The sequence below is a fragment of the Sphingomonas sp. Leaf257 genome, assembly GCF_001422185.1.
GTDB lineage: Bacteria > Pseudomonadota > Alphaproteobacteria > Sphingomonadales > Sphingomonadaceae > Sphingomonas > Sphingomonas yabuuchiae.
This window is the reverse complement of the sequence record NZ_LMMH01000003.1, coordinates 88,826-115,306: the sequence shown is the minus strand read 5'-3', so window position 1 is coordinate 115,306 and position 26,481 is coordinate 88,826. Positions and strand designations below refer to the sequence as shown.

The 26,481-nt window shown below is 66.3% G+C and carries 32 protein-coding genes; 16 read left to right on the top strand and 16 right to left on the bottom strand.

What is annotated here, in order from left to right:
• The 6 genes from ASF14_RS04500 to ASF14_RS04475 form a co-directional block, all read right to left on the bottom strand.
• Positions 1–858 carry a hypothetical protein gene (locus ASF14_RS04500; protein WP_056432251.1) on the bottom strand — a complete coding sequence of 286 codons (858 nt, stop codon included), beginning with the start codon at positions 856–858 and terminating at the stop codon, positions 1–3.
• A gap of 221 nt (positions 859–1,079) precedes the next feature.
• Positions 1,080–1,391, bottom strand: coding sequence for a hypothetical protein (locus ASF14_RS04495; RefSeq protein WP_056432249.1), 312 nt, complete (start codon positions 1,389–1,391; stop codon positions 1,080–1,082).
• A complete protein-coding gene (gene flgM / locus ASF14_RS20610) occupies positions 1,388–1,678 on the bottom strand; it encodes a flagellar biosynthesis anti-sigma factor FlgM (RefSeq protein ID WP_076714620.1) in 291 nt (96 codons plus the stop codon). Before flgM ends, ASF14_RS04495 begins: the two co-directional genes overlap by 4 nt.
• 105 nt (positions 1,679–1,783) lie before the next feature.
• Positions 1,784–2,281, bottom strand: coding sequence for a flagella basal body P-ring formation protein FlgA (locus ASF14_RS04485; protein ID WP_056432246.1), 498 nt, complete (start codon positions 2,279–2,281; stop codon positions 1,784–1,786).
• Positions 2,278–2,829 (bottom strand): hypothetical protein, encoded by a 552-nt coding sequence (locus ASF14_RS04480; RefSeq protein ID WP_236696925.1) that lies wholly within the window; start codon positions 2,827–2,829, stop codon positions 2,278–2,280. The genes ASF14_RS04485 and ASF14_RS04480 overlap by 4 nt, the downstream gene beginning before the upstream one ends.
• Positions 2,826–3,536 (bottom strand): motility protein A, encoded by a 711-nt coding sequence (locus ASF14_RS04475; RefSeq protein WP_056432243.1) that lies wholly within the window; start codon positions 3,534–3,536, stop codon positions 2,826–2,828. The genes ASF14_RS04480 and ASF14_RS04475 overlap by 4 nt, the downstream gene beginning before the upstream one ends.
• Before the next feature lie 222 nt (positions 3,537–3,758).
• Here ASF14_RS04475 and flgB point away from each other — a divergent pair, with 222 nt between their 5' ends.
• The 13 genes from flgB to ASF14_RS04410 all read left to right on the top strand — a co-directional run bounded on the left by flgB (position 3,759) and on the right by ASF14_RS04410 (position 14,426).
• On the top strand, positions 3,759–4,109 hold the full coding sequence (flgB, locus tag ASF14_RS04470) for a flagellar basal body rod protein FlgB (protein WP_056432241.1): 351 nt from the start codon (positions 3,759–3,761) through the stop codon (positions 4,107–4,109).
• A gap of 3 nt (positions 4,110–4,112) precedes the next feature.
• The gene (gene flgC / locus ASF14_RS04465; RefSeq protein WP_056432238.1) at positions 4,113–4,523 is read left to right on the top strand and encodes a flagellar basal body rod protein FlgC; all 411 of its coding nucleotides are present in this window, start codon (positions 4,113–4,115) and stop codon (positions 4,521–4,523) included.
• Positions 4,524–4,525: 2 nt separating this feature from the next.
• Complete coding sequence (locus tag ASF14_RS04460) at positions 4,526–5,221, top strand: flagellar hook assembly protein FlgD (protein WP_056432236.1); 696 nt, start codon at positions 4,526–4,528, stop codon at positions 5,219–5,221.
• Positions 5,222–5,250: 29 nt separating this feature from the next.
• Positions 5,251–6,543, top strand: coding sequence for a flagellar hook protein FlgE (locus tag ASF14_RS04455; protein WP_056432232.1), 1,293 nt, complete (start codon positions 5,251–5,253; stop codon positions 6,541–6,543).
• Between the two features lie 30 nt (positions 6,544–6,573).
• On the top strand, positions 6,574–7,329 hold the full coding sequence (locus tag ASF14_RS04450) for a flagellar basal body rod protein FlgF (RefSeq protein ID WP_056432229.1): 756 nt from the start codon (positions 6,574–6,576) through the stop codon (positions 7,327–7,329).
• A 13-nt stretch (positions 7,330–7,342) separates the two neighbouring features.
• Entirely contained in the window at positions 7,343–8,131 is a 789-nt protein-coding gene (gene flgG / locus ASF14_RS04445; RefSeq protein WP_056432226.1) for a flagellar basal-body rod protein FlgG, read from the top strand.
• A 74-nt stretch (positions 8,132–8,205) separates the two neighbouring features.
• Complete coding sequence (locus tag ASF14_RS04440; RefSeq protein ID WP_056432502.1) at positions 8,206–8,874, top strand: flagellar basal body L-ring protein FlgH; 669 nt, start codon at positions 8,206–8,208, stop codon at positions 8,872–8,874.
• An 11-nt stretch (positions 8,875–8,885) separates the two neighbouring features.
• Positions 8,886–9,983: a flagellar basal body P-ring protein FlgI gene (locus ASF14_RS04435; protein ID WP_056432224.1), complete on the top strand. Its 1,098-nt coding sequence runs from the start codon at positions 8,886–8,888 to the stop codon at positions 9,981–9,983.
• A gap of 56 nt (positions 9,984–10,039) precedes the next feature.
• Positions 10,040–10,309, top strand: coding sequence for a rod-binding protein (locus ASF14_RS04430; protein ID WP_236696924.1), 270 nt, complete (start codon positions 10,040–10,042; stop codon positions 10,307–10,309).
• Positions 10,310–10,324: 15 nt separating this feature from the next.
• Positions 10,325–11,668 carry a flagellar hook-associated protein FlgK gene (flgK, locus tag ASF14_RS04425; protein WP_056432221.1) on the top strand — a complete coding sequence of 448 codons (1,344 nt, stop codon included), beginning with the start codon at positions 10,325–10,327 and terminating at the stop codon, positions 11,666–11,668.
• Between the two features lie 5 nt (positions 11,669–11,673).
• Positions 11,674–12,567, top strand: a complete 894-nt coding sequence (locus ASF14_RS04420) for a flagellin N-terminal helical domain-containing protein (RefSeq protein ID WP_056432218.1) — start codon at positions 11,674–11,676, stop codon at positions 12,565–12,567.
• Between the two features lie 101 nt (positions 12,568–12,668).
• Positions 12,669–13,532 (top strand): flagellar motor stator protein MotA, encoded by an 864-nt coding sequence (gene motA, locus ASF14_RS04415; protein WP_042487297.1) that lies wholly within the window; start codon positions 12,669–12,671, stop codon positions 13,530–13,532.
• 3 nt (positions 13,533–13,535) lie between these two features.
• A complete protein-coding gene (locus tag ASF14_RS04410) occupies positions 13,536–14,426 on the top strand; it encodes a flagellar motor protein MotB (protein WP_056432215.1) in 891 nt (296 codons plus the stop codon).
• Positions 14,427–15,272: 846 nt separating this feature from the next.
• Here ASF14_RS04410 and ASF14_RS04405 read toward each other — a convergent pair.
• From ASF14_RS04405 to ASF14_RS04375, 7 genes are all read right to left on the bottom strand, one after another.
• Positions 15,273–15,764 carry a MucR family transcriptional regulator gene (locus tag ASF14_RS04405; RefSeq protein ID WP_056432212.1) on the bottom strand — a complete coding sequence of 164 codons (492 nt, stop codon included), beginning with the start codon at positions 15,762–15,764 and terminating at the stop codon, positions 15,273–15,275.
• 774 nt (positions 15,765–16,538) lie between these two features.
• Entirely contained in the window at positions 16,539–16,910 is a 372-nt protein-coding gene (locus ASF14_RS04400; RefSeq protein WP_056432209.1) for a hypothetical protein, read from the bottom strand.
• 71 nt (positions 16,911–16,981) lie between these two features.
• Positions 16,982–18,466 (bottom strand): RNA polymerase factor sigma-54, encoded by a 1,485-nt coding sequence (gene rpoN / locus ASF14_RS04395; RefSeq protein ID WP_056432206.1) that lies wholly within the window; start codon positions 18,464–18,466, stop codon positions 16,982–16,984.
• Between the two features lie 135 nt (positions 18,467–18,601).
• Positions 18,602–19,384 (bottom strand): LPS export ABC transporter ATP-binding protein, encoded by a 783-nt coding sequence (gene lptB / locus ASF14_RS04390; RefSeq protein ID WP_380772688.1) that lies wholly within the window; start codon positions 19,382–19,384, stop codon positions 18,602–18,604.
• A 67-nt stretch (positions 19,385–19,451) separates the two neighbouring features.
• Positions 19,452–19,994: an LptA/OstA family protein gene (locus ASF14_RS04385; protein WP_056432203.1), complete on the bottom strand. Its 543-nt coding sequence runs from the start codon at positions 19,992–19,994 to the stop codon at positions 19,452–19,454.
• 17 nt (positions 19,995–20,011) lie between these two features.
• The gene (lptC, locus tag ASF14_RS04380) at positions 20,012–20,638 is read right to left on the bottom strand and encodes an LPS export ABC transporter periplasmic protein LptC (RefSeq protein WP_056432199.1); all 627 of its coding nucleotides are present in this window, start codon (positions 20,636–20,638) and stop codon (positions 20,012–20,014) included.
• 38 nt (positions 20,639–20,676) lie between these two features.
• Positions 20,677–21,297 (bottom strand): ribonuclease D, encoded by a 621-nt coding sequence (locus ASF14_RS04375; protein ID WP_042487278.1) that lies wholly within the window; start codon positions 21,295–21,297, stop codon positions 20,677–20,679.
• A gap of 337 nt (positions 21,298–21,634) precedes the next feature.
• Between ASF14_RS04375 and ASF14_RS22470 the strand changes: the two genes are divergently transcribed.
• The gene (locus ASF14_RS22470) at positions 21,635–22,492 is read left to right on the top strand and encodes a cold-shock protein (RefSeq protein ID WP_056432196.1); all 858 of its coding nucleotides are present in this window, start codon (positions 21,635–21,637) and stop codon (positions 22,490–22,492) included.
• A 144-nt stretch (positions 22,493–22,636) separates the two neighbouring features.
• Here the strand turns inward: ASF14_RS22470 and ASF14_RS04365 are convergent, their stop codons facing one another.
• Positions 22,637–23,398: a methyl-accepting chemotaxis protein gene (locus tag ASF14_RS04365; protein ID WP_056432194.1), complete on the bottom strand. Its 762-nt coding sequence runs from the start codon at positions 23,396–23,398 to the stop codon at positions 22,637–22,639.
• Positions 23,398–23,820: a globin family protein gene (locus ASF14_RS04360; protein WP_201780537.1), complete on the bottom strand. Its 423-nt coding sequence runs from the start codon at positions 23,818–23,820 to the stop codon at positions 23,398–23,400. Before ASF14_RS04360 ends, ASF14_RS04365 begins: the two co-directional genes overlap by 1 nt.
• A gap of 249 nt (positions 23,821–24,069) precedes the next feature.
• Between ASF14_RS04360 and ASF14_RS04355 the strand changes: the two genes are divergently transcribed.
• Positions 24,070–24,531 carry a nuclear transport factor 2 family protein gene (locus ASF14_RS04355; RefSeq protein ID WP_056432192.1) on the top strand — a complete coding sequence of 154 codons (462 nt, stop codon included), beginning with the start codon at positions 24,070–24,072 and terminating at the stop codon, positions 24,529–24,531.
• Between the two features lie 2 nt (positions 24,532–24,533).
• On the top strand, positions 24,534–25,106 hold the full coding sequence (locus ASF14_RS04350) for a TetR/AcrR family transcriptional regulator (protein WP_056432189.1): 573 nt from the start codon (positions 24,534–24,536) through the stop codon (positions 25,104–25,106).
• A 4-nt stretch (positions 25,107–25,110) separates the two neighbouring features.
• Here ASF14_RS04350 and ASF14_RS04345 read toward each other — a convergent pair whose 3' ends face one another.
• The gene (locus tag ASF14_RS04345) at positions 25,111–26,439 is read right to left on the bottom strand and encodes a cystathionine gamma-synthase family protein (RefSeq protein ID WP_056432492.1); all 1,329 of its coding nucleotides are present in this window, start codon (positions 26,437–26,439) and stop codon (positions 25,111–25,113) included.
• Between the last annotated feature and the right edge of the window lie 42 nt (positions 26,440–26,481).

Below are 26,481 nucleotides of genomic sequence, written 5' to 3'. Positions count from 1 at the left end.
TTAGCCACCCATCCGTGCGAGCATCATGTAGGCGAGGCGCGCATGATCGGGCTTGGGCCGCAGCACGCTGTCGCCGGTCGTGGCGTTTCCGCGCATCCCCAGCTGGTTCATGGTGCTGTTGGCCCAGGCGATCGCATCGGCGGCGCTTTCGTTGTTGCCGGTGACGACGGTCGCATCGCCGTTCATGCCCTGGAGCGCGAGCGCCTGGGCCGCGAATTGCAGATTGGCGGCGCGCGTCTCGTCGCTGTCGGCCTTGGTGCCGGCCAGCTTGGCGGAGAAGCGGTCGTAAATGTCCGAGAGCGAGCGCGGCTGGCCGTTCGAGGCGTAGAAGACCGAACGGTTGGCGCGCGCGGCGGCGGGGAACAGCGAGGCGCCGCTGGCCTGCGGGTTGCTGGCCATGGTGCCCAGGAACTTGGTCGCACCGCCCAGCCCCAGGAAATGCGCCATGTACAGGTCGGTGCCGTTGGCATCGCGGCCCAGCGTCGATTCCAGCGCGGACTTGTTGTCCGAGGCATGTTCGGCGGCCATCAGCGAGGCGGCGGTCGGATCGTTGCGCAGCCCCATCACCGCCGAGCGCGCGCCGCCGGAGACATAATAGCGTCCGCCCGACTGGCCGATCGCATCGGCGGCCCAGCCCAGGCCATGCTCCGCGCCGTGCTTCTTCACAACCGCCAGCCAGCTCTGCTCGACGAACTGATAGAGCCCCGAGGCGGAGGAGGTGCCCGCGCGGGCATTGGCGTTCAGGCCGGACTCCAGCTTCGCCTGGCCGAGCAGATAGCCGAAATCGACGCCCGTGCGGCTGGATGCCAGCGCGATGGCCGATTGGATTCTGGCGTGGGAGACGGGTTGGACGGTCATGCTGCGGTAAAAAGCCCTTGTTCGGGCCATACACAGCAAGGGGCGTGCCAATTCCTGACGGTGCCGTCAGGGGCGCGACAGGAATCGGCGGAGGGCAATAAAAAAGCCCGGAAAACCGGGCTCTTGTTCGCTCAGGCTAGTTCAGGTTGCCGATCGCCCTGCCGGGGATGCCGCCGCCGATCCGGCAAAGCGGCAACCCGTTGCCGCCCGGCAAGCGGCAATCAGGCATAGGCGCGCATGGCGGGGCGATAGCCCATGCCCGCATCGCCGGTCAGCGTCTGCAGGCGGCGGCGCACATTGGCCGCCATCAGGTTCACATAGATGCGGCAGGTCTCGTTCAGGCGGTTGGCCTCGTCGGCCAGCTCGCGCAGTTCGGGGCCTGCGGGACCGGTGCCGAGCGCGGCGACCTCTTCGATCGCGGCCAGCTTCTCGGTCGTCGCGCGTTCCAGCGCGGCCACGTCGTTGACCTTCAGCGCCGCGATTTCGCGGTGGAGGGCCTCGATGACCCGGATCAGGGCGTCACGGCGTGTCATTTACCATTCCAGTCCAGCTTCAGCGCAATCATCTGGTCGGCGATGGTCGCCGGCAGGATCGGAAAATCGCCATTGGCGATGGCCTTCTTGATCTGGGCGACCCGGTCCATGTCGACCGGCGGCTGCGCGGCCAGGGTGCGGGCCATGTTGCTGACGCCGCTCATGTCGTTCGCCTTGACCGGAGTCTGTGCGGGGCTGGCGGCTTCAGCGAGCGCGTTGGGACGCGTCACGGCGGCGACCCGCCCGACCCTCGCTTCCCCGGCACTCAGCCTTGTTACTTCCACCATGCCCGCACCCTCTGGTTCCGCTGACATGGGGTATAACGGCCGGGGCCGGAGATTCTTTAGCGCGAATTTACGCTTTTTCCCCGTTTTCCGCCGCGCCCGCGCCCCTCATTCGGACCAGCCGGGCAGGGTGGCGCGACCGCTGGCCAGCGCCACCGCCTGGATCGGCTGGCGGGCGGATTCGATGCGGACCGGGAAATGTCCGCCGGGTGCCGCGTCGGCCATGGCAACCCCTTCCCGCGTGATGGAAAAGCCGTCCGATCCCGCTTCGATCACGACCGGGTCGCCGCGCTTGATGACGGGTTCGGCCTTCACCGCCACCGCCGGGATCACGCGCGCCTCGGGCGCGGGCCTGGGGGCGGAGAGCACCGGTACGAAGATGCGCCATTGCGGGCTGGAGCAGGTGACGACCACCGCGTCATGCGCTTCCGTGCGCCAAGACAACGCGACCGTCGGGCACTGGGCGAGCTTCAGCCGGTTGTCGATCGTCGAGCGGGGGCCGCCCTCCACCCCGACCGGTCGGCCGGTAAAGGCGGTGACGGCGGCGTCGAGCGCGGCGATATCCTGGAAACCGGCGGCACCGGCCAGAAGCAGGGACAGGATCATCGTGAGGGTCTCCGTGGGGGTTCGCCGGCAAAGACCAGGGTGACCATCGCGACGCGAGGGCCCGGCTTTCCGGCGGTGGACAGGATCAGGCGGTCGGCGGCGGCGGGCCCGATCAGCGCGGCTGCGGTGCGGGCGCGATCGGCGGCCAGCACGACCGCGCTGCGGGTGACCGGATCGACATCGGCGGCGCTGCCGTCGGTCGCGCCGACGATGGACAGGCGGACGCGCGGATCGGCCAGCGCCTCGCGCGCCCAGGGGACGAACAGCGCGTCGGGCTCGACCGGCACGGCGGACCCGGCGGCGAAGTTCAGCGCGGCGGTGGCGACCGGCATGGCGGGCGGCGGGGCAGGGGGCGCCCGCAGCGCCTGGTCGACATGGTCGCTGCTGCCGAACTGCGCGCGCAGGCCGTTGAGCAGGGCAGGGCGTCGTTCCGCACCCGTAGCCTGGACCAGAACGAGGAAGCCGACCAGCAACAGCGCGAGGTCGGCCAGCGTGATCAGCCAGATCGGCCGCGCGGGCGGCGTTTCGGGAAAAAACGGCTCGGTCATGCGACACTGACCAGATTGGGGCCGGACTTCGGACCCGACTTGGAGTCCGGGCCCGTGCCCCCGCGTGACGGGCGCGGGGCCTCGCGCGCGGCCAGGGCGGCCAGCGGCGTGACGATCCGGGTCCGCTCGAACGCCTCGATCCGCGCCGCGCGACGCAGACGCATCGCGATCGGCTGCGCGACCAGATTGGCGAACAGCGCGCCATAGAGCGTGGCGAGCAGCGCGATCGCCATGGCGCCGCCGATCCGCTGCGGATCGTTCATCGTCGCGAACATGGCCGCCAGGCCGATCAGCGTGCCGACCATGCCCATGGCGGGCGCGATCTCGGCGGCGCCCGTCCAGACATCGGCGGTCGCCACATGCCGTTCGACCCGCGCGGCGCGCGCGAGGTTCAGGCGCGCGGCCACGGCTTCGGCGCCTTCGCCATCGACGATCGCGGCGACCGCCTCGGCCATGTCGGGGTCGGTGATGACCGAGCGGTCGAGCGCCAGGACACCCTGGCGCTTCGCCATGCGCGACAGGTGCGCGATCTGCTCGACCAGCGGATCGGCGGAAAAGGGACGCCTCGGCAGCACCGCGAGTGCGCGCATCGCCCGCCCGGCATCGCGCCAGGGCGTGCGCAGCAGCGTCGCGATCAGCGTTCCGCCCAGCACGATGGCCAGCGCCGCGGCGTCGAAGAACTGATGAAGCGGAGGAAATGCAGTCATGCGCGCACCCACGCAAAGACCGGGCCAATTCGCACACGGGAAGGGCGCGCAAGGCGGCTGCCGGGAGTTCTGCCGCCTGGTTGCCGCCGACCGGCAAAAACCGGCAACCGCTTGCCGGGCCGGGCCTGCCGCCGCCCTGCCGCCCTTCTGATCGAGCAGTTGGCACGGTCATTGCGAGGGCTTGGCCATCGCGAAGTCCCGCGTGGGAAAGGAGGTTGAACGATGGCCGCAGAAACGCTTTTCGGAGTGCACGGTGCCGCACTGGAGGTGCGGGCGCAGCGCATGGGCGTGCTGGCGTCGAACATCGCCAACGCCTCGACCCCGGGCTTCAAGGCACGCGACATCGATTTCAAGGCGGCGCTCGCCTCGGTCGAGGGCGGTCGGGATCAGGGCCGGGGCATCGCGGATGCGATGAAGTACCGCGTGCCGATCCAGACCTCGCTCGACGGCAACACCGTCGAACTCAACCAGGAACAGACCGCCTTCGCCGAGAATGCGGTCCAGTATCAGACGACGCTGTCGTTCCTGAACGGTCGCATCTCCACCATCACCCGTGCGCTGAAGGGCGAATAAGCGATGCCGAACGGACCGCTTTCCATCTTCCAGGTCGCCGGTCGCGCCATGTCGGCGCAGCTGGTGCGGATGAACACCACCGCATCGAACCTGGCCAATGCCGGTGGCATCGCCGGGTCGGTCGACACCGCGTACAAGACGATGAAGCCGGTGTTCCGCACCAGCTTCGACGCCGCGACCGGCCTGTCCACCGTCGATGTCGAGAAGATCGTGACGGCGGGCGAAGACCCCACCAAGCGCCACGACCCCAACAACCCGCTGGCCGACAAGGACGGCAACGTCTTCGAGGCGGCGGTCGATGAAACCCGCGAACTGGTCGACATGATGGAGACCTCGCGCACCTATCAGAACAATGTCGAAGTGATGCAGACGGCCAAGTCGCTGATCCTCGATACCCTCAAGCTGGGACGCTGATCATGGCATCCGATGTGATGGACTCGACGCTCGACAGCCTGGGCATTGCGCGCGCCGGAAGCGCGACCAGCGGCACCACGGCCGCGGCCTCGGCCAAGAAGACGACGCTCGGCCAGACCGATTTCCTGAAGCTGCTGACCGCGCAGCTCAAGAATCAGGATCCGTTCGCGCCGATGGACAATACCCAGATGGTCGCCCAGATGGCGCAATTCTCCAGCGTGGCCGGCATCTCCGAGATGAACACCACGCTGACATCGCTCGCGAACAAGCTGACCGGGACCACGCCCGCAGCCGCGATAAACTATGTCGGCAAGACCGTGCTGACCCAGGGCACGACCGCCTATGGCCGCACCAGCGGCGGCCTGGCGGGCCAGGTCGAACTGGACGCCGCAGCGTCGAACGTGACGGTGACCATCGCCGATGCCAGTGGCGGGGTCGTCAAGTCGCTGTCGCTGGGCGCGCAGAAGGCGGGCACGGCCAGCTATGACTGGGACGGCAAGACCGACGACGGCAAGACCGCCGGATCGGGCCCCTTCACCATTTCGGTGTCCGCCAACAACGGCAGCGCCGCCGTTACCAGCCGCTCGCTGGTCTGGGCGCCCGTCCAGTCCGTCTCGCTGCCCTCCACCGGCTCGCCGGTCCTGACCGTCGCCGGTCTGGGCCAGGTCCAGCTTTCCGCCGTCCGCGCCGTCGGCTGATCCCCCTTTACGCACCAGGAAGATAGCCCATGTCCTTCTACACCTCGCTCAGCGGCCTTCAGGCCTCGCAGACCGACATGTCGGTCATCTCGCACAACCTCGCGAACGTCGGCACCAACGGCTTCAAGAAGAGCCGCGCCGAATTTGCCGACGTGATGGCGGCCAATTTCTCGACCGACCCGTTCAAGCAGGTCGGCTCGGGCACGGTGGTCAAGGCCAACCGTCAGGAGTTCAAGGAAGGCAACTACACCAGCACGTCGAACGCGCTGGACCTTGCCATCTCGGGTGACGGCTTCTTCACGGTGCAGGCCGGCGGCACCACGGGTACGCTCCAATATACGCGCAACGGCTCGTTCCAGGTCGACACGAACAATTACGTCACCGACACGCAGGGCAACCGCGTCCAGGTGTTCCCGGTCGACAAGGACGGCAACGTCACCTCGTTCGGCAGCGACGGCCTGACCAGTCTCCAGCTGCCGGCGACCAGCGGCACGCCGGTCGCCACCAAGAAGGTGTCGATGGCCATCAACCTGTCGAGCACCGCCGTCGCACCGACCGCCGCGTTCGATCGCACCAATATGGGCACGTACAACAATACGACCCAGACCAAGATCTACGATACGACCGGCAATGCCATGACGCTGACCAATTACTATGTCCGCGCGCCGCTGCCGGTCGATGCCAATGGCAATGCGATCCAGCCTGCGGACGGCAGCAGCAACTGGCTGGTCTACAGCTTCGTCGGCGATCAGCAGATGACGACCAATGGCGGGTCGAAGGACCCGATCAAGATGACGTTCGATTCGGGCGGCAGCCTGAAGGCGCCGACCGGGGCGACCAAGTTCGACAATTTCACCCCGCGCACCTCGATCATCTCGCAGCCGCTGTCGATCGACTATACCGGCTCGTCGCAGTCGGGTTCGATCTTCTCGGTCGCCTCGCGTACCCAGGACGGCAAGGCGGTGGGCCTGTTGTCGGGTGTGTCGGTCGGCGACGACGGCCTGGTCACCGCCTCCTTCTCGAACGGCGAGACCGCAGCGCTGGGCAAGGTCGCGGTGGCGACCTTCGTCAACATGCCGGGCCTGCGCCAGGAGGGGAACAGCTATTGGGAGGCGACCGGCAAGTCCGGCGCGGCCAAGTTCGGCACCGCCAACCAGGGCGCGTACGGCGCGATCCGGTCGAGCACCATCGAGGGGTCGAACGTCGACATCACCGAGGAGCTGGTCAACCTGATCGCCGCGCAGCGCGATTTCCAGGCGAATGCGAAGGCGCTCGATACGTCGAGCCAGATCTCGCAGACCATCTTCAACATCCGCAGCTAAGCGAACGCCGGGGGCTAACGGGGAACCGCGATGGACAAGCTGGTCTATACGGCATCGACGGGCATGCGGGCGCATATGGCGGCGCAGACCGCGATCGCCAACAACATGGCCAATGCCTCGACGATCGGGTTCCGCGCCGACCGCGTCGTGTTCGACCGCATCGACCTGAAGGGCGGCGGCGCGGCGTTCGAGGCGCGGATGCCCACCGCCGAGGAAGTGACCGACGCCGACCGTCAGCCGGGCACGATCCAGCATACCGGCAACGCGCTGGACGTGGCGATCGCGACGTCCAGCGCGTGGCTGGCGGTGCAGGCCCCGGACGGGACCGAAGCCTATACCCGTCGCGGCGACCTGGAGGTCACGGCCTCGGGCGTGCTGCAGACCGGCGACGGTTATCCGGTGATCGGCCAGAACGGCCCGATCACGGTGCCGCCGTACAATTCGATGGCCGTCGCCCCCGACGGTACGCTGTCGATCGTGCCGCTGGGCGCGGGGCCGGATACCCAGCCCCAGGTGATCGACCGCATCAAGCTGGCCGACACGCGCGGCACGCAGACGGTGAAGGGTCTCGACAATCTGCTGCGCGTCAAGGGCGGCGGGGCGATGCCGCAGGACATGGACGCCACGGTCCAGTCGGGCGCGCTGGAAGGGTCGAACGTCAACATGACCCAGACGCTGGTCGACATGATCGAGAACCAGCGCAGCTACGAGGTGCAGGCCAACCTCATGAAAGAGGCCAAGTCGTTGGATGAAAACAGCGCATCGCTGATGCGTCTGCCGAGCTGAGGATTAAAGAGACATGTCTTCCGCCGCTTTGCACGTCGCACGCACCGGGCTCGATGCCCAGGATATGCGTATGCGGGTCATTTCGAACAACCTGGCCAACGTCAACACGACCGGGTTCAAGCGCGATCGCGCCGCGTTCGAGACGCTGGCCTATCAGACGATCACCGCGCCCGGCGCGGCCAGCTCGACCGAAAGCAAATATGCGACCGGCCTGAACCTGGGCACCGGCGTGCGGATCCAGGGGACCGCGCGCATCAACACCCAGGGGTCGATGCAGACCACCAACAACAGCCTCGACCTGGCGCTGGACGGTGACGGCTTCTTCCAGGTGCAGATGCCGGGCGGCACGCTCGGCTATACCCGCGCGGGCAATTTCTCGCGCTCGGCCGAGGGGCAGCTGGTCACCGCCGAGGGTTATCAGGTGATGCCGGGCATCACCGTCCCCGAGGGCACGACCCAGATCACGATCGGCACCGACGGCACCGTCTCGGCGACCCTACCGGGCCAGACCGCGGCGGCCGAGATCGGCCAGATCCAGATCGCCAGCTTCCCCAACTCGGCCGGGCTTCAGTCCAAGGGCGACAATTACCTGACCGAAACCCCCGCCTCGGGCGCGGCGAACATGGGCGTCGCCGGGCTCGAAGGGCGCGGCCAGATCCGTCAGGGCATGCTCGAAGGCTCGAACGTCAACGTCGTCGAGGAGCTGGTCGACATGATCGAGACCCAGCGCGCCTATGAAGTCAACTCGAAGATGATCAAGTCGACCGACGAGATGCTTCAGTACGCGAACCAGAATCTGTGACCATGACCCTGCGCTTCCCCACCCTGCGCTTCGACTATTGGACCGAGCTGGCGCTGTCGGCGGCGGCGGGCACCATGGTCGCCGTCGCGCTGATCCCCGCGCCTGCCCATGCCAGCCTGTTCGGTCGCAAGAAGCCCGCCGAGGATTTCTCGACGGTGCGCCCGGCCCCGATGCCGATGCAGCCGGTCGCGCAGCCCGCCCAGCCCAATGGCGGCATCTTCCAGGTGTCGGACGGCTATGCCGCGCTGTACGAAGGGTGGCGCGCGCGCAAGGTCGGCGATCCCCTGACCATCGTGCTGGTCGAGCGGACGGCGGCAACCAAGTCCGCCAATTCCAAGCTCGGCTCCAAGGGCGATCTGGGCCTGGCCCCGCCGACCACCGGCCCGCTGGGCAAGCTGCTCAAGTCGACCGATATCGGCATGAGCGGCAGCCGCAACTTCAACGGATCGGGCGCGGCCGACCAGTCCAACTCGCTGTCGGGTGAGATCACCGTGACCGTGGCGCAGGTGTTTCCCAACGGCACGATGCTGGTCCAGGGGCAGAAGCGCGTGACGCTGAACCGCGGGGACGAGTTCATCCAGATCAAGGGGCTGGTCCGCATGGCCGATGTCGGCATCGACAATCGCGTCGAGTCGACCCGCGTCGCCGATGCGCAGATCGCCTATACCGGCAAGGGCGACGTCGCCCGCGCCAGCCGCCAGGGCTGGCTGAGCCGGTTCTTCCAAGCCGTCAGCCCGTTCTGAGGCCATAGCATATGATCCTCCGCTTCTTTCTCGCGCTCTTCGCCACCTTCGCGATCGCAGGTCCGGCCTCGGCCGACCGGATCAAGGATCTGGGCGGGTTCCAGGGCATCCGTACCAACCAGCTGACCGGCTACGGCATCGTCGTCGGTCTGCCGGGCACGGGCGACGACAATCTGGAATATACCGTCCAGTCGCTGAAGGCGGTGGTCTCGCGCTTCGGGCTGCAACTGCCGCCGACCGCCAATCCGGGCATGAAGAATGCCGCGGTGGTGATGGTGACGGCCGAACTGCCGCCCTTCGCCAAGCCGGGCCAGAAGCTGGACATCACCGTCGCCTCGATGGGCAAGGCCAAGTCGCTTCGCGGCGGCAGCCTGATCCTCACGCCGCTTCAGGGTGCGGACGGCCAGATCTATGCGATGGCGCAGGGGAACCTTGCGGTCGGCGGTCTGGGTGCCGAAGGCGCGGACGGGTCGAAGATCGTGGTCAACATTCCCTCGGTCGGTCGCATCCCCGAAGGAGCGACGGTCGAGCGGGCGGTCGCCACCGGCTTCGACACCGCGCCCAGCCTGACCTTCAACCTGGCGCGCGCCGACTTCACCACCGCGCAGAATGTCGCGCAGGCGATCAATTCGCGTCTGGGCATGGGCACCGCGCAGGCGATGGACGCCGTGTCGGTCGCGGTCCGCGCGCCGATGGGCGCCGATGTCCGCGCCACGCTGATGTCCGAGATCGAGAATCTGAACGTCACCTCGGCCGAGCCGCCCGCCAAGGTCATCGTCAACGCCCGCACCGGCACCGTCGTCATCAACTCGGCGGTCCGGGTCGGCCCGGCGGCGGTCACGCACGGCAAGCTGACCGTGAAGATCGACGAGAATCAGCGCGTCAGCCAGCCCGGCCCGCTCAGCGGCGGCCAGACGGCGGTGACGCAGAAGTCCGGCGTCTCGGTCGAGGAAGAGCGTCGCCCGATGTTCGTCCTGGCCCCCGGTCCCAAGCTGGCCGACGTCGTCAAGGCGGTGAACGCGATCGGCGCGGCCCCCTCCGACCTGGTCGCCATTCTCGAAGCGCTGAAGGAAGCCGGCGCGCTCAAGGCGGAGTTGATCGTCCTGTGACCCAGAGCATTTCACCCACTTCGCCCACGACCGCGGCCTCCGCGATCGCGGGCACGGTGTCCACCGACACCCGCCGCCTGTCGAACGGCGCCAATCTGGACAAGGCGGGCACCCAGTTCGAGGCGATCTTCACCGGCATGATGCTGAAGGCGATGCGCCAGACCAAGCTGAGTGAAACCATGTTCGACTCCAAGGCGCTGGACACGTTCCGGGACATGCAGGATCAACAGGTTGCCCAGACGATGGCCACCCAGGCCCCGCTAGGCATCGGCAAGGCCGTCACCGCCTTTCTGGCGAAATCTCAACCTGTCGTTAACCAGACATAACGTACCGCAGTAACCATGAGCGACCTGCTCTCTATCGGCGCTTCGGGCGTCCGCGCATATCAGACCGCGCTGACCGCCGTTGGTGAGAATATCGCCAATGTCGGAACGGACGGCTATTCGCGCCGGTCGGTCACGATGCAGGAGATCTCGCCCGCCGCTGGTCTGGCGGCGAACAAGGTCTCCGCGGGCTCGGGCGTCGTGGTGCTGGGCATTGCGCGCGCCACCGACGTCTATGCCAGCGCCGCGGTTCGCTCGGCCACTGCCGACCTGTCGCGCACCACGACGGGCGTGACCTGGCTGAACCGGATCGAGGGCGCGTTGACCGGCGATCAGGTCCAGACTCGCCTGACCGCCTTCTTCACCGCCGCGCGCACCCTGTCGGCCGAGCCGACCTCGCCCGCGCTGCGCGCCACGATGCTGGAGACCGCGCGTTCGACCGCGACGGCGTTTACCGCAACCGACTCGGCCTTCGACCAGATCAACGCCGATTTCGACGGTCAGGCGCGGCAGGCGGCCCGTGACCTGTCCTCGCTCGCCACCTCGCTGGTCCGCGTCAATGACGGGCTGGGCCGGACGCAGCCGGGCACGGCGGCGGCGGCGCAGCTGGCTGACCAGCGCGACCAGATCCTGACCCAGATGAGCGCGTTGTCCGACATCACCAGCACGACCGACGAACTCGGCCGCGCGACGGTGCGACTCGGCGATCGGGCCGGGCCGATCCTGGCGGCGACCGACTCCACCGGGGCCGTCACCTATCAGCGCGGCGCCGATGGCAGCGTATCCTTCCAGGTCGCCTTGAACGGGCAGATCAGCGACTTCGTGCCGACCGGCGGCGCGATAGCCGGGATGCTGGACGGGGCCGAGCGGATCAACGTGGCACGCGGCGCCTTTAACCAGCTTGCCAAGAGCTTCGTCGAGACGGTCAACGGCCTTCAGGCCGGCGGCCAGGACCTGAACGGCGCAACCGGTACGGCGATGTTCGGCCTGACGGCAGGCACCGCGCAGATGAGCCTGTTGATGACCGATGGATCGAAGATCGCGGCAGCAAAGGGCAATCAGGGCTCGCGCAATGCCGACAATCTGGCCGCGCTGGAAACCGTGCGCGGGTCGGCGGGCTTCGAGAACAAGCTGACCCAGATCGTCACCGACAACGCAACCACGCTGAAGCAGCGCCAGACCGTCGCCGATGCGCAGTCCGCGATCCGCGACGGGGCCAAGGCCTCGCTGTCGGCGGCCTCGGGCGTCACGCTCGATTCGGAAGCGGTGACGCTGATGCGCTTTCAGCAGGCCTATTCCGCAACCAGCCGGGTGATCCAGGCGGCGCGCGAAACCTTCCAATCCATTCTCGAGCTGCGGTAACGGTCATGCAGATTTCCACCAGCTTCTTCTACGACACCGCCTCGCGGCGGATGACCGAACTGACCGGCAAGGCGAATGCGTTGCAGGTCCAGATTTCGACCGGCAAGAAGTTGACCAACCCGTCGGACGACGCCGCCGCCGCCGCCCAGGTCGCCGAATTTGACCGCCGCGATGCCGACGATGCGGTCTACAAGACCAATTTGACGCTGGCGGGCTCGTTGCTGCAACAGGCGGACACGACGCTGGGCCAGATCGGCAAACAGGTGCAGAAGGCGCTGGAGCTGACGACCCAGGCGGCGAACGGCACCCTGAACGCCGCCAATCGGTCGAGCGTGGGCGACCAGATCGCCTCGATCCGCGACGCGCTGCTCGGCCTTGCCAATGCCAAGGACGCGCGCGGCCTGCCGCTGTTCGGTGCGGCGGCGGGCACCGATGCGGTGACGATGGTCAATGGCCGCTACACCTATTCGCAGGCCAATGTGTCCGATATCCCGATCGCCGACGGCCAGAGCGTCGACGTGTCGGTCGGTGCCGACCGCGTGTTCCAGGCGGGTGCGAACGACGATACGCTGAACGTCCTCAACACCCTCGTCACCGCGTTGAAGTCGGGCGGCGATGCCAGCGCGACGGTCAAGGACGCGATGGACAAGCTGAAGGCGGCCAACGACAATGTCGCGACCGTGCAGGCCTCGGTCGGCGCGCGCGAGGCGCGGGTCGAGCTGCAGCAGGGGCTGCAACAGGCCGCCAGCACCGACCGGGCGCAGTTGCGCTCCAGCATCGAGGATGTCGATCCGGTTGAGACCATTACGAAGCTGCAACAGACGATGACCGTGCTTCAGGCGACCCAGGCCAGCTTCACCAAACTAAGCAGCCTGTCGCTGTTCGACTATCTGAAATGATCGCGGCCGGGCATCGGCCCGGTAACTGTATTTTGACCTTACCAGGCTAGGCCGGTGATCTGACGGGCACTGCGGCCGGTCTTCGGGAGAATCGGTTCACCATGTTTCCTGCCATCGGCCTAGTCATCCTGCTCGGCATGGTGTTTGGCGGTTTCGCCATCACCGGCGGCAAGCTCGGCCCCGTGTTCGAGGCGATCCCGCACGAAATGCTCATCATCGGCGGCGCGGCCGTCGGTGCGCTCGTCATCGGCAACAGCGGTGCCGAGCTGAAGGCGCTGGGCGGGGCGATGGGCAAGATCTTCAAGGGCCCGAAATACAAGAAACAGGACTATCTCGACGTCATCTTCCTTGTCTCGAAGCTGATGAAGATGCTGCGCACCGAGGGCCCGATCGCGCTGGAACCGCATGTCGAGGACCCCAAGTCCTCTTCCGTCTTCGCCGAATATCCCCGGCTGGTCGCCGACCACACCCTGGTTAACCTGATCGCCGACACGCTTCGCCTGGTCGTCGTGTCGTCGGGCACGCTCGACGTGCATGCGGTCGAAGAGGTCATGGACAATGCGATCAAGACCCATCACCACGAGGTCGAGGGGCCGCAGGGCACGCTTCAGAGCCTGGCCGACTCGCTGCCCGCGCTCGGCATCGTTGCGGCCGTGCTCGGCATCGTGAAGACCATGGGCTCGATCGACAAGCCGCCGAGTGTGCTGGGCGGGATGATCGGCTCGGCGCTGGTCGGCACCTTCATGGGCGTGCTGCTGGCCTATGGCATCGTCAACCCGTTCGCGGGACGCCTGAAGCAGGTGATCGACGCCGACGCCGCCATCTATCACGTGGTCAAGCAGATCATCATCGCCTCGCTCCACGGCCATCCCCAGCCGCTGGTCATCGAGGCGGCCCGCTCGGGCATCAAGCACAAGGACCAGCCCGGCTTCGCCGAGGTGTTCGACGGCCTGCGGGGCAAGTAAGCCATGGCCCGCGCACCGCATGGCAAGAACGAGCCGCCCAAGATCGTCATCGTCAAGAAGATCATCGCCGATGGTCATGGCGGGCATCATGGCGGCGCGTGGAAGGTGGCCTATGCCGACTTCGTGACGGCGATGATGGCGTTCTTCCTGCTGCTCTGGCTGCTGGGTGCGACCACCGAGAAGCAGCGCAAGGGCATCGCCGACTATTTTGCGCCGACGCTGATCGACACCAAGTCGACGGGCATCGGCGGCGGGGTGCTCAACGGTGGGCCGGGCGCGGGACGCCAGCAGAGCGGGATCACCGGGCGTATCCAGCTGATCGTGCCCAAGGCGTCGGAGGGCGGCGGCGACAAGGCCGGGACCGGCGACAAGGGTTCGCTGCGCAATCCCAACGCCAAGGCGCAGGATCAGAAGACCTTCGACGCGATCAAGCGCGAGCTCCTGAAGAAGATGGAGGTCACGCCCCAGCTCAAGAAGCTGGCGCAGCAGGTGCGCTTCATCCCGACCGATGACGGCCTGCGCATCGATCTGGTCGACAATGCCGATTATTCGATGTTCGCGACCGGCACGACGAACCTGACCCCGGCGGCGTCCGACCTGATCGGCACCATCGCCAAGACGGTCGCCGACGTGCCCAACACGATCATGATCCGCGGCCACACCGACAGCGTGCCTTACGGCGATCCGCGGGCGATGAACAACTGGCTGCTCTCGTCCAGCCGCGCCGAGTCGACCCGCCGTCGCCTGGCCGCCGGGGGCCTGCCCGAATCGCGGTTCGAGCGGATCGAGGGCGTGGCCGACCGCGAACCGATGATTGCGGGCAATCCCTCCGATCCGCGCAACCGCCGCGTGGCGATCACGCTGCTCTATCGCAAGGGTGTGTTCGGCCAATAGGGGGTGGGGGCGGGCTTGACGATGCCGTAGCTCCGCCACATCCCTCATAAGTAATGCCGAACCGATTGACGGCGCATCGGGATGCGTCGTTCAGCGCATTACAAAGCCCGACGCCCCGGCGATAGCCGATCGCGACGGCATGTCGCAGAACGAGGTTCCGCTTCCGGCCGGAGGGGCAATCGACATTCATCCCGTCTTTTTCCCTCTCCCCTGGATAGGGGAGAGGGTTAGCGCAGCTTGCCAGCGTGCTGGCTAGCGTAGCTTGGGTGAGGGGTTGAGCGAGCCTTTGGCTCGCGCGCCCGCTTTCGCGAGCGCACACCCCTCACCCAGCTGCGACTAAGCCTTTGCTTTCGCAAAGACTAAGTCTGCGCAACCCTCTCCCCTCTATGAGGGGCGAGGGGAAAGAGAAGGGTATCTGATTGTCGGTTGGTCTTGGGAATGACGGCAAAAAGTCTGCTGTTCCAGGTCGCTGATGCGCGCGACATGGGTTGTAAGGTCATGCCGGGTCGGGAATGGCCCGTATTTCAGATAGGCCCATGACCCGTCCGCGCCATGTGCCGCGCCTCACAGATCGGCGACATGCTGGGTAAACAGGGGGTCGAGCGTGATGACCGCGCCGACATGGCGGTCGGCCCCCGGTGGGGAGGCAGGATAGTTCGGCAACGACCGGCCCAAGCGGAAGATCAATCACGTCCCGTCATCGCTGGTGGACGGTGCCGCTTCAATTGCAATGCGTATCCGCCAAGATGAGTGCCGTGCCCCAAAGAAAACCCGCCCGACCATCCATGCTTCGGGAGAAAAGCATGGGCAGCCGGGCGGGTTCTTCATCCATCGATCGCGACGCGATTACTCGGCGTCGGCGGCCTCGCTCTTGCGCGACTTGCGCGGGGCGGGGGCGGCCGCAGCGTTGCGCGGACCGGGCTTGCGGCCCAGGCCGATCTTCTTGGCCATCGCGCGACGGCTTTCCGAATAGCTCTCGGCGACCATCGGATAGTCCGGCTTCAGGCCGTAACGCTCACGATATTCTTCCGGCGTCAGACCATGGGTGGCCAGATGACGACGCAGAGTCTTGTACGGCTTGCCGTCGATCATCGAGACGATGTGATCCTTCGACGCCAGCGACTTGCGAACCGACACGGCCGGAACATATTCGGTCGGTGCTTCGACATCGGTCGCCTGTGGCGCGCTGCCCAGAAGCGAAGACACGGTCTCGTGCATCTTGTGGAGGAACGCCGGAACCTCTTCCGACGAGGTGCGGGTATTGGGATTGCCCAACCACGCAATGGTCAGCTCAGTTGCCAGTTCTACGGCATTCACATCGATAGGGTCGTCGGCCATGATACGCTCCTGTTGTTTTCATGTGACCTAACCGTCAATCGCAGAAGGTCAACCGTTCTGTGCAGCATCGGACCGAATTTAGATGGTTTATGACTGATTTTATATTTGAGTGATGTTCAAGAATGGCATCGATCGGTGGCCAAAATCGTCCAAAGATCGGACAGGTGAAATCTGGGGGGCAGGATATAAATAGCGGCAACATCCTGATTTCGATCAAAGCATATTGCACGGCAGAGGCTCGCAAATCCCGGTATCGATCACGCTGGCAGGCCGAGTGCAAAACCTGCAACCAAAATTGATGAGGTTGCATTTGTGTAAATCGTCCGGCCTCGGCATAGAGAGCGGGCCTTTCAGGCATCCTCTCCTAAAAAACTTTCACGGGCTGGTCTCACGACCGGCCCTTTTTTTGTCTTGCTTCCGCCGTACATCGGCCTAGGCTGTCCCATCGCCGCGCTTCAACGATAGTTATAAGCAGGAGTGGAAGCCGCCGGGAAAACCGGCATCGCGCGTCGGTGCCGGGGGTTGAGCGACTGGGTCGCTCCCCCCGATTTACCTTCCACCTTTGACGGTGTTTCGATCTGCGTCTGGGGATCGGCGTGGCCTTCGACTTCGCTCAGGCGGAGCGGGCTCAGGCGGAGCGGAGCGAAGAATGGTTCTGGATACACGACCCCGTTCAGCCTGGGCGAAGTCGAAGGCCAAGGGCCGAACCTGATGACCATGTCGCCCAGGGGAGACGGGAGAGTCTGCGAACTCGTCCCGCCTGAAGAGCCGCTTTTACCCCTTCGTGTCGGACGGAGAGCGGTGGATGAACTGGTCCAGCGCCGATAGCGCCATGCCGGCAAAGGCGACGACCTCGGACATGCCCGACTTCGTGGTTCCGCCTTCCTGTGGCGGCTCGGGTGTTTCGGGCTGGGATGGCTCGGGCGAGGATGCTGCGCCGTCGCTCGGCCGCTTCGTCGTCTCGCGCGCGAGGGCCGAGGCCGCGACGATCAGCCCGGTGGCGATCAATTGCCGCCCGGCCGGGCTCCGCGCCTGATCGAGCAGCGCCTGACCGATCCGGTGCAGGGACGAGGGGCCGGAGGACGTGCCCGGCTGTTCGTCCAGCTTGGCCTTTTTCTGCTTTTTCTTGTGCTTCTTCTTGCCCATCGGCCTGGCCTCGCAATCTTGTGTATTCTTGATGTAATACACTTGGCGCGGTGTTCAAGCGGCAGGCGATGTCACCCCGCCAAAGCGCGGGCGCGGCGACGCTGGACCGAGCTGCCGATGCCCAGCGACTCGCGATATTTGGCGACCGTGCGCCGGGCGATGTCGAAACCCTTGGCCTGGAGCAGCTCGACCAGCGTGTCGTCCGACAGGATCTTGGCACCCTCGTTCGCGATCAGCGTCTTGATCGCGCTCTTCACCGCCTCCGCCGATACGGCGTCGCCGCCATCCGCCGCCGCGATACCGCTGGTGAAGAAGAATTTCAGCTCGAACAGCCCGCGCGCGCAGCTGAGATATTTGTTGCTGGTCACGCGGCTGACGGTCGATTCATGCATCCCGATCGCCTCGGCGACGCGGGCGAGCGTCAGCGGCTTCAGATGCGCGACGCCGTGGAGGAAGAACGCCTCCTGCTGCTTCACGATCTCGGTCGCGACGCGGATGATCGTCCGCTGCCGCTGGTCGAGTGCCTTCATCAGCCAGTTGGCGCTGGCCAGGCAATCGGCCAGCCATGCCTTGGACCCCTTGTCCTGCGGGCCGTGGCGCAGTTCCTGATAATAGCGGCGGTTGACCAGCACGCGGGGCAGGGTGGCGGTGTTCAGCTCGATGCCCCAGCCATTCTTGGTCCGGGTGACGAACAGGTCGGGCACCACCGCCTGGCACGGCTCGCCGCCGTAACGGCAGCCCGGCTTCGGATCATAGCCGCGCAGCTCGCGGATCATGTCCGCCATGTCCTCGTCGTCGACGCCGCAGAGGCGCTTCAGCCGAACCAGTTCGCCGCGCGCCAGCAGGTCGAGATTGGCGATCAGCTTGGCCATGCACGGGTCGTAGCGGTCGACCTCCTTGGCCTGTAGCGCCAGGCATTCGGCCAGATCGCGCGCCCCGACACCAGTCGGGTCCAGCCCCTGAACCACCTTCAACACCGACTCGATGCGGGGGAGGGGGATGCCCAACCGCCCGGCGATCTCGTCCAGCGGCACGGTCAGATAACCCGCCTCGTCCAGCTGGTCGATGATATGCGCAGCGATGGTCAGGTCGGTACCGGACAGGATCAGCGCAATCTGCGCCTCCAGATGCTCGGCCAGATTGGGCGCATCGTCGGGCAGCGAGTCCCAGTCCGGCCCGTCCTCGCCACCCAGTCCGCCGCTGCCGCTCGTGCCGTTGAGCGATAGGCCGCCGTCCGGCCCGGTGCCGCCATCGACGACGCTGTCCTGCTGATGGCTCTCGGTCGCGTAATCCAGGTCGAGGCCCCGGTCTTCGGAGGGCGCCGTCCCGGCGACCAGTTCGTCGGCCCCGGCGGGCGCCTCGCGCTCGGGGCGTTCGGGTGTCGCCACTTCGCGCACCGCGCCGGCGTCGAGCAGGGGATTCTTCTCCACCTCCTCGGCGATGAACGCCTCGACCTCCAGATTCGACAGCGTCAGCAGCTTGATCGCCTGCTGAAGCTGCGGCGTCATCACCAGCGATTGCGACTGGCGGATGTCGAGACGCGGGGCGAGGCTCATATGGCCATTCCTGCCGCTGGGCACCATCCGGAGGATGTGTCGCCCTCTCGATGGCGGGACACCCCTCCGTCAGGGCTTCGCCCTGCCACCTCCCCTGCAAGGGGAGGAATAGAGGGAATGCCGGTCCTCATGCGATCAGAGCGAAAAGCCCTCGCCCAGATACAGGCGGCGGACATTGGCGTCGGCGACCAGTTCCTCCGGCGATCCGCTGAACAGCACGCGCCCGTCATAGATGATGTAGGCGCGGTCGACGATGTCCAGCGTCTCGCGGACATTATGGTCGGTGATCAGCACACCGATGTCGCGCCGTTTCAGGTCCTTCACCAGATCGCGGATGTCGGCGATCGAGATGGGGTCGATCCCTGCGAACGGCTCGTCGAGCAGCATGATCGACGGATCGGCGGCCAGTGCGCGGGCGATCTCGGCACGGCGGCGCTCGCCACCCGACAGCGCCATGGCGGGCGCCGCGCGCAGGCGGGTGAGGCCGAATTCCTCGAGCAGCTTGTCGAGCTTGCGCGCGCGCTCGGCCGGGTCGGGCTCGGCCAGTTCGAGCACGGTCAGGATATTCTTCTCGATCGAGAGGCCCCGGAAGATCGAGGTTTCCTGCGGCAGATAGCCCAGACCCAGAATGGCGCGGCGATACATGGGCAGCCCGGTGATATCCTCGCCGTCCAGCATGATGCGGCCCGAATCGGGCTTCACCAGGCCCATGACCGAATAGAAGCAGGTCGTCTTGCCCGCGCCATTGGGGCCGAGCAGCCCGATCACTTCGCCACGCCCGACCGACACCGACACGTCGGTCAGGACGACGCGCTTGTCATAGCTCTTGGCGATCGACACGACCTGCAGGCCATTGGCGACCGGCGGCTCCGACACGGGGGCGTTGCGATGACTTGCCTCGCGAATCGGGGTTTCCATGTCCATCGGCCCGTTTCTTTCCTTAGCTGATCGAACGTTAGCGCGGGCATGGCACCCGCGTCACGCCTCAGTTGCGATCGGGGACCGAGAAGGTGCCCGTGACCCGGCCCGACGGCGCGCGGTTGACGGTGCCGCCATTGCCCGACGACGCGCCGCCCGATACCGACGACCCGTCGATCACCGCGCGGCCGGTGTCGAGGTTCAGCGTCAGCCGTCCGCCATTCACCGTATTGCCACCCTGGGTCAGCGTGACATTGCCCAGCATGGTGATGACCCGCCGGTTGAGGTCATAGATCGCATAGTTGCTGCGCGCCGTCTGGTCCGGCCGCTTGACGACGACCCCGCCCGAAGCGTCGAAGCGCGACACCTGCGGCTTTCCGCCCAGCACCTGGCCGGTATAGAATACCGTCATCCGCGCCGCCGTCAGCGTCATCTCCGCCTGGCGCAGCGAGACGTTGCCCGACAGGACGGCGCGGTTCTGCTTGTCCTGCAACTCGATGACGTCGGCACCGAAATCGACGGGCGCGCGGCTGTTGTGCTTGACCTGCGCGGCCGCGGACACTGCCAGGACGAGAAGGGCCGGAGCCGCAGCGGCGAAGAGCTTGTGCATGGCGGCTATTTCGGGCTTTACGGGACGATGCGCAAGCGGGCGTTGCCTTCCAGCCGGACGGAACGATTTTCCAGGTCCGCCCGCATCTTGTTCGCGCTGAAATTGCCCTGCGGCACTTGGCCGGTCACGGCGCCGCCCGACACCAAAGTCCGCTGTTGCAGGTCGATGGTCGCGTCATGCGTGCGCAGATCATATCCGCCCGCCGATTTGAAATCGAGCGGCCCGTCCAGCTGCACCTGTTCGGTGCGCATGTCATAGCGGCCCGAATTGGCGCTGACCGTGGCGGGCCCGTCCGACAGGCGGATGGCGGCGGACAGCTTGTTGAGCTGCACCACCGGCTCGGCCGAGCTGCGCTGGATCGCCGAGCCCGCGTCGAGCGAGAAGGGCTGCCCCTTGTCGTCGACGCCGCGATACTCCGCCGCCTGGATCTTCATCCGCTCGCGCGCGACCTCGACCTTCTTCTTGTCGAGGACGAAGGACACTTCGCTGGACGAATAGATCGGCGCCATTACCAGGAACGCCGTCAGCACGCCGATCGCGCTGGGCAGCATCCAGCGCGCCAGCGTCACGAAACGGTCGTGACGGCTGCCCGGTGCGGCCCAATGCTGGCGCTGGGTACGGACGCGGTCGGCGATCTCGGACATGACGGCTCCCTATCGTGCCCGGATCAGGCGTCAATGATTCAGGCGTGGGCGAAGATATCGACCTCGGGCCAGCCCGCCAGATCCAGCTCGGCGCGTGCAGGCAGAAAATCGAAACAGGCCTGGGCCAGTTCCATCCGGCCTTCGCGCTCCAGCCTTTTGTCGAGTTCCACCTTCATCCGGTGCAAATAGCGCACGTCCGACGCGGCATATTCGCGCTGGGCGTCGGACAGCTCGGGCGCGCCCCAGTCCGACGATTGCTGCGCCTTGGACAGCTCGACCCCGAGCAACTCGCGGACCAGCTCCTTCAGGCCGTGGCGGTCGGTATAGGTGCGGATCAGCCGCGAGGCGATCTTGGTGCAATAGACGGGCGCGGCTACGACACCCAGATAATGGCGGATCGCGGCGATATCGAACCGCCCGAAATGATAGAGCTTCAGCCGCGCCGGATCGGCGAGTAGCGCGCGGAGGTTCGGCGCGGCATAGTCGCTGTCGGGCGCGAAGCGGACGAGATGCTCGTCGGGGCCGCCGTCCGACAGCTGGACGACGCACAGCCGGTCGCGCGGCGTGATGAGGCCCATCGTCTCGGTATCGACGGCGATCGAGGCGCCGGGGGCGAACAGATCGGCGGGAATGTCTTCTTCGTGCAGGTGAACGGTCATTCTGAATGCCCTAGCGGCGGCGGGGCCAAGCCTCAACCGCGATCGGGCGGGGCGACGGAGAAAAGGCGGTCGCGACAGAGGCTCGCAGGGGCCGGCCGGTGATTCGCCGATTCGCAAGAAGATGTTGTGGAGTTTCGGCCACAATTCCGACGTAATCTGCCTCGTTCGCGCCAAAGCGAGACTGGTTCGCACGATTTCGTTCGCGATGGCTGTCCTTCTGCGTTATGCATCCCCACTAGGCGCAAAAGGTTTGGCGCCAAAAGATCCGCGCTCTTCGTCCGGCGCACGGTTCTTGAGGACAGGATTTGCGGGCGAACCGGGAAGACGAACAGGGCTTATGAGTTTCGATAGAGGTAGCCGGGGCAATCGCGGCTCGCGTGGCCGCGACAAGCGGGACAATTTCGGCGGCGGCGATGAAGGCGGCTTTGGCGGCGGCTTCGGCGGCGGTGACCGCTTCGGTGGCGGCGGCTTCGGCGGCGGTTTCGGTGGCGGCGACCGCTTCGGCGGTGGTGGCGATCGTGGCGGCTTCGGCGGCGGTGATCGCGGCGGCTTCGGCGGCGGCGGCGGTGGTTTCCGTGGCGGCGGCGGTGGCGGCTTCGGCGGCGGTCGTGGCGGCGGTGGCGGTATGCCCCCCCAGGTCGTTGGCGAAGGCACGGGCGTCGTCAAGTTCTTCAACGCGCAGAAGGGCTTCGGCTTCGTCGTGCGCGATGACGGCGGCGAAGACGTGTTCGTTCACATCTCGGCCGTCGAGCAGGCGGGCCTGACCGGCCTGGCCGAAGGCCAGCCGCTCGGCTTCACCCTCGTCGATCGCGGCGGCCGCATCTCGGCCACCGAACTGAAGATCGAAGGCGAGCCGATGCCGGTCCAGGATCGTGCCCCCCGCGAGCCGCGCGAAGGCGGTTTCGGCGGCGACCGTGATCGCGGTCCCCGCGGCGGTGCGGCCGGTGGTTTCGGCGGCGCTCCGCAGCGTCAGCTGACCGGCGAGAAGGCGACCGGTACGGTCAAGTTCTTCAACGCGATGAAGGGCTTCGGCTTCATTCAGCGCGACGACGGACAGCCCGACGCGTTCGTGCACATCTCGGCCGTCGAGCGCGCCGGCATGGGCTCGCTGAACGAAGGCGATCGCCTGCAGTTCGAGATCGAGGTCGATCGTCGCGGCAAGTACGCAGCGGTCAACCTGCAGAACGAGGGCTGATCCCCCTCGGCTGAATAAGCCTCCCTTTTCGGGCGTTGAGGCCCGGCGTTGCAGCGATGCGACGCCGGGCCTTTTCGTTATCTGGGATAAGGAAGAACGGCGCGGTAATGAGAGCGGCTGCTCGCTGCTCAAATAGGTGAGGGGTTATCCCTCGGCCTTGTGATCGCCGCGACGGCTCAGGCGAGAAAGCTGACGGGCCAGAACCTTGACGGCCACGGCATGGGCACCAACCCGTCCGATCGCAGAGGCCGCCTGATCGATGGTCCCGACCGCCTCGGCGGTGATCGTCGCCAATTCCTGTGCCGCATCGCTTTGCTCGGCGGCGTGATCGAGCGAACGGGTCAGCAGTTCGTCCTGCTCGCTGACCAGCATCTCATAGGCCGCCACCATGTCTCCTGCCGCGCCGATATCATGCGCAATGGCCAGCGCGCTGGCCCCGATATCGTCGGTGGCCGTCTTGGTCCGGGTCGCCAGCACCGACATTTCCGTTGCGACAACGGTAAAGGCGCTGGCTCCCGATTCGGCCCGAGCGGCTTCGATCCGGGCATTCAGGCTGAGGATTCGGCTTTCCTGTGCGATGGTGGCGATGGCGGCGCTGATCGAGGCAACGCGACCAATCGACTGGTCCAGCGTATCCACGACCGGCTTGTTGGCGGAGAGCGATTCGCGCGCCAGTGCCAGGGCTTCGGCCTGTTGCTTGACGGCTCCAGCCATGACGCCCGCCGCGGCCTCCAGACTTGCGGCGAGTGACGCCACACGCTCGGCCTGATCGCCCATGCCCCGGACGCTGGCGGTCGCGGCTTCCGCTTCCGATGCGACGCAGCCCGCAATATCGATCAGGCGGTCCGCGATATCACTCAGGTGCGCATCCAGGCTCGGCGCGACGGGCGACGCCTGTTGTGCCATCAGTGCGGTGTCTGGCGCGCAGCCGCCAACATCGTCTCGGACAGAATGGCATAGGCCGCGCCCCACGCAGCCTCGGTATCGCGGTCGAAACCGCCGCCCAGCCCGACACGCAGCGTTTCGATCAGCGCCGATCCGACCGCCTCATAATGATGGGGCTTGGCCCCATAGCCGACATGCCGAATCGCCAATTCACGCGCCACCGGAACGACCGTATCGAGCCGGTCGAGCGCATCGACGACCGTTGCCAATGTCAGGAACAGCTTGCGTCCCTGCGCCTCCATGTCGTTCCCGAACAGGGGACGGGTGTCGGGCGCCAGCGCGAAAAGTCGGCGATAGAATTCGGCAGCCGCCTGGTCCGTCAGGGGAAGGACCGCAGCGAAGCTGTCCTGGACAAGGTCGATCTGATGAGCCGTGAGCATCATTTTACACTAAGCGCTGGAGTGGAAACGAACCCTTAAGGTCCTTGTGTAACTGCTATGGTACCAGAATCGGGCCCGGTGGTTTTTCCACTGCGAACTCAGGGGTATGGGTCGCGGAGTGTCGATGGACCTGCGCGACGCCCTGGCTCAATTATTTGCTGGCATCCCAATGACCATGGCGCTTGCCTCGGCCGCTTTCCAATTGTACCAATCGATAAAGACTGATCTTTTTGGTCGAGAAGGGACGTGAATATGCGCCAGCCCCTGCCACCATTCACCACCGAAACCGCCATGCAAAAGGTGCGCGCGGCCGAAGATGCCTGGAACAGCCGCGATCCCCAACGGGTCGCGCTGGCCTATACGCCCGACTGCCCCTGGCGAAACCGCGATCGGTTCCTGGCGGGGCACGACGCGATCGTCGCCTTCCTCCGGGACAAATGGGAACGCGAGCAGGATTATCGGCTCATCAAGGAAATCTGGGCGCATCAGGACAGCCGGATCGCGGTGCGCTTCGCCTATGAATGGCATGACGCGCAGGGGCAGTGGTTCCGATCCTATGGCAATGAGAATTGGGACTTTGCCGAGGACGGCCGGATGCGGCGGCGGATCGCGTCGATCAACGATCTGGCGATCAGCGAGGAGGCTCGGTTGTTCCACTGGCCGCTCGGTACCCGCCCGGCGGATCATCCCGGCTTGAGCGAATTGGGCCTCTGACCATGGCGCGGATGATCGCCGAGCGCGCCGACGCACTGCCGGGGCTGGCCGAGGTGTTTCGCGAATATGGCTATGCGGGTGCCAGCCTGTCGCTGATCGGCACCGCGACCGGGCTGGGGCGGGGGAGCCTCTACCACTTCTTCCCCGGCGGGAAGCAGGAGATGGCGGCGGCCGTGCTCGCCGATGTCGCTGGCTGGTTCGATGCCGTGATCTTCACGCCGCTGGAGCAGGCTGACGATCCGCGCGCCGGGATCGATGCGATGATGGTCGAGGTCGACCGTTATTTCCGCTCAGGGCAGCGGGCCTGCCTGATCGGGGCCTGGGGACTGGGCGCGACGCGTGATCCCTTTGCCGATTCGATCGCGGGCTATTTCCGGCGCTGGATCGCCGCGCTCCAGACGCTCTTGGCGCGCGGCGGCGTGGCGGAGGATCATGCCGCCACGCTGGCGCAGGATGTGGTCAGCGGCATCCAGGGCGCGGTCGTGCTGTCCCGCGCGCTGAACGATACTTCGCTTTTCCGCGCGACGCTGGGGCGGCTGACGGCGCGGCTCTATACCGCGCTCGCCGCCGCCTGAACGATCAGATCGCAGCGAGCGCCTGTTCGCAATCGGCGATCAGGTCATCGGCATCCTCGACCCCGATCGAGATGCGCACCAGATTGTCGGTGATGCCCAAGGCCGCCTTGCGCTCGTCGGGCACCGAAAGGTGCGTCATGGCGGCGGGGTGGCTGGCCAGCGTCTCGGTCCCGCCCAAGCTGACCGCCAGCTTGGCAATGCGAAGCGCGTCGAGGAAGCGGAAGGATTCCGCCTCGCCGCCCTTCAGATATAGCGAGAAGGTCGATCCGCCGCCGGTGCAGTGGCGGCGGTAAATGTCTGCCTGCCGCTCCATCCCCGGCGTGCTTTCCAGAAAGCCGAGATAGCCGACCCGCTCGACCTTGGGATGATCACGCAGGAAGGCGCAGACCTTGGCCGCATTCTCGCCCGCGCGGCTCATGCGCAGCTCCAGCGTCTCCAGCGAACGCAGAAGCATCCAGGCGGTATTGGGGTCGCAGATGGTGCCGATGGTGTTGCGCATCGAACGGATGGTGGCGATGTGCGCCTTCGACCCCAGCACGCCGCCCGCGACCAGATCCGAATGGCCGCCCGCATATTTGGTGAGCGAATAGACGACCAGATCGGCCCCGTGCTTGAGCGGACGCTGCCAGAGCGGGCCGAGGAACGTGTTGTCGATCGCGATCGGCGGCTTTTCGGCCGTGTCGGCAAAGACCGCATCGCGTGCGGCCGCCACCGCCTCGATATCGACCAGCGCGTTGGTCGGGTTGGCGGGGCTTTCGAGATAGATCATCGGCACGCGGCCCATGCCCGCCGCCTTGGTCAGCACCGCGTCGATCTCCTCGCGCGTCGCGCCCGCGGGGAAGTCGAGCCACTGGACACCGAACCGGCCCAGGATGCGCCCGATCAGCGTCTCGGTCGCGGCATAGAGCGGGCCGGAATGGACGATCACGTCGCCCGGCTGGACCATCGACAGGAACAGGGTGGCGATCGCCGCCATGCCGCTGGAGAAGGTGAGGGCATCCTCCGCCTCGTCCCAGATGGCGAGGCGGTCCTCCAGGATTTCCTGGTTGGGTCCGTTGAAGCGCGAATAGACCAGGCCGTCGGCACCGCCCGGCCGCTTGCCGGTGACACCCTCGAAATGCCGCTTGCCCGCCGCCGCATTGGGGAAGACGAAGGTCGAGGTCAGGAAAATCGGCGGCTTCAGCGAGCCTTCGGACAGCACCGGGTCGAAGCCATGACCCATCATCAGCGTGGACGGCTTCAGCTTGCGGTCGCCGATGCTGGTCACATCGCTCTTGGCGGCCGTGTTCGGGTCTTGCGGCGGGACGCCGGTCAAATCGGATTCGGTCGGCATGTCGGTCTCCTCGGGAACGGATGCCGCTCTGTCGGCGGCCAT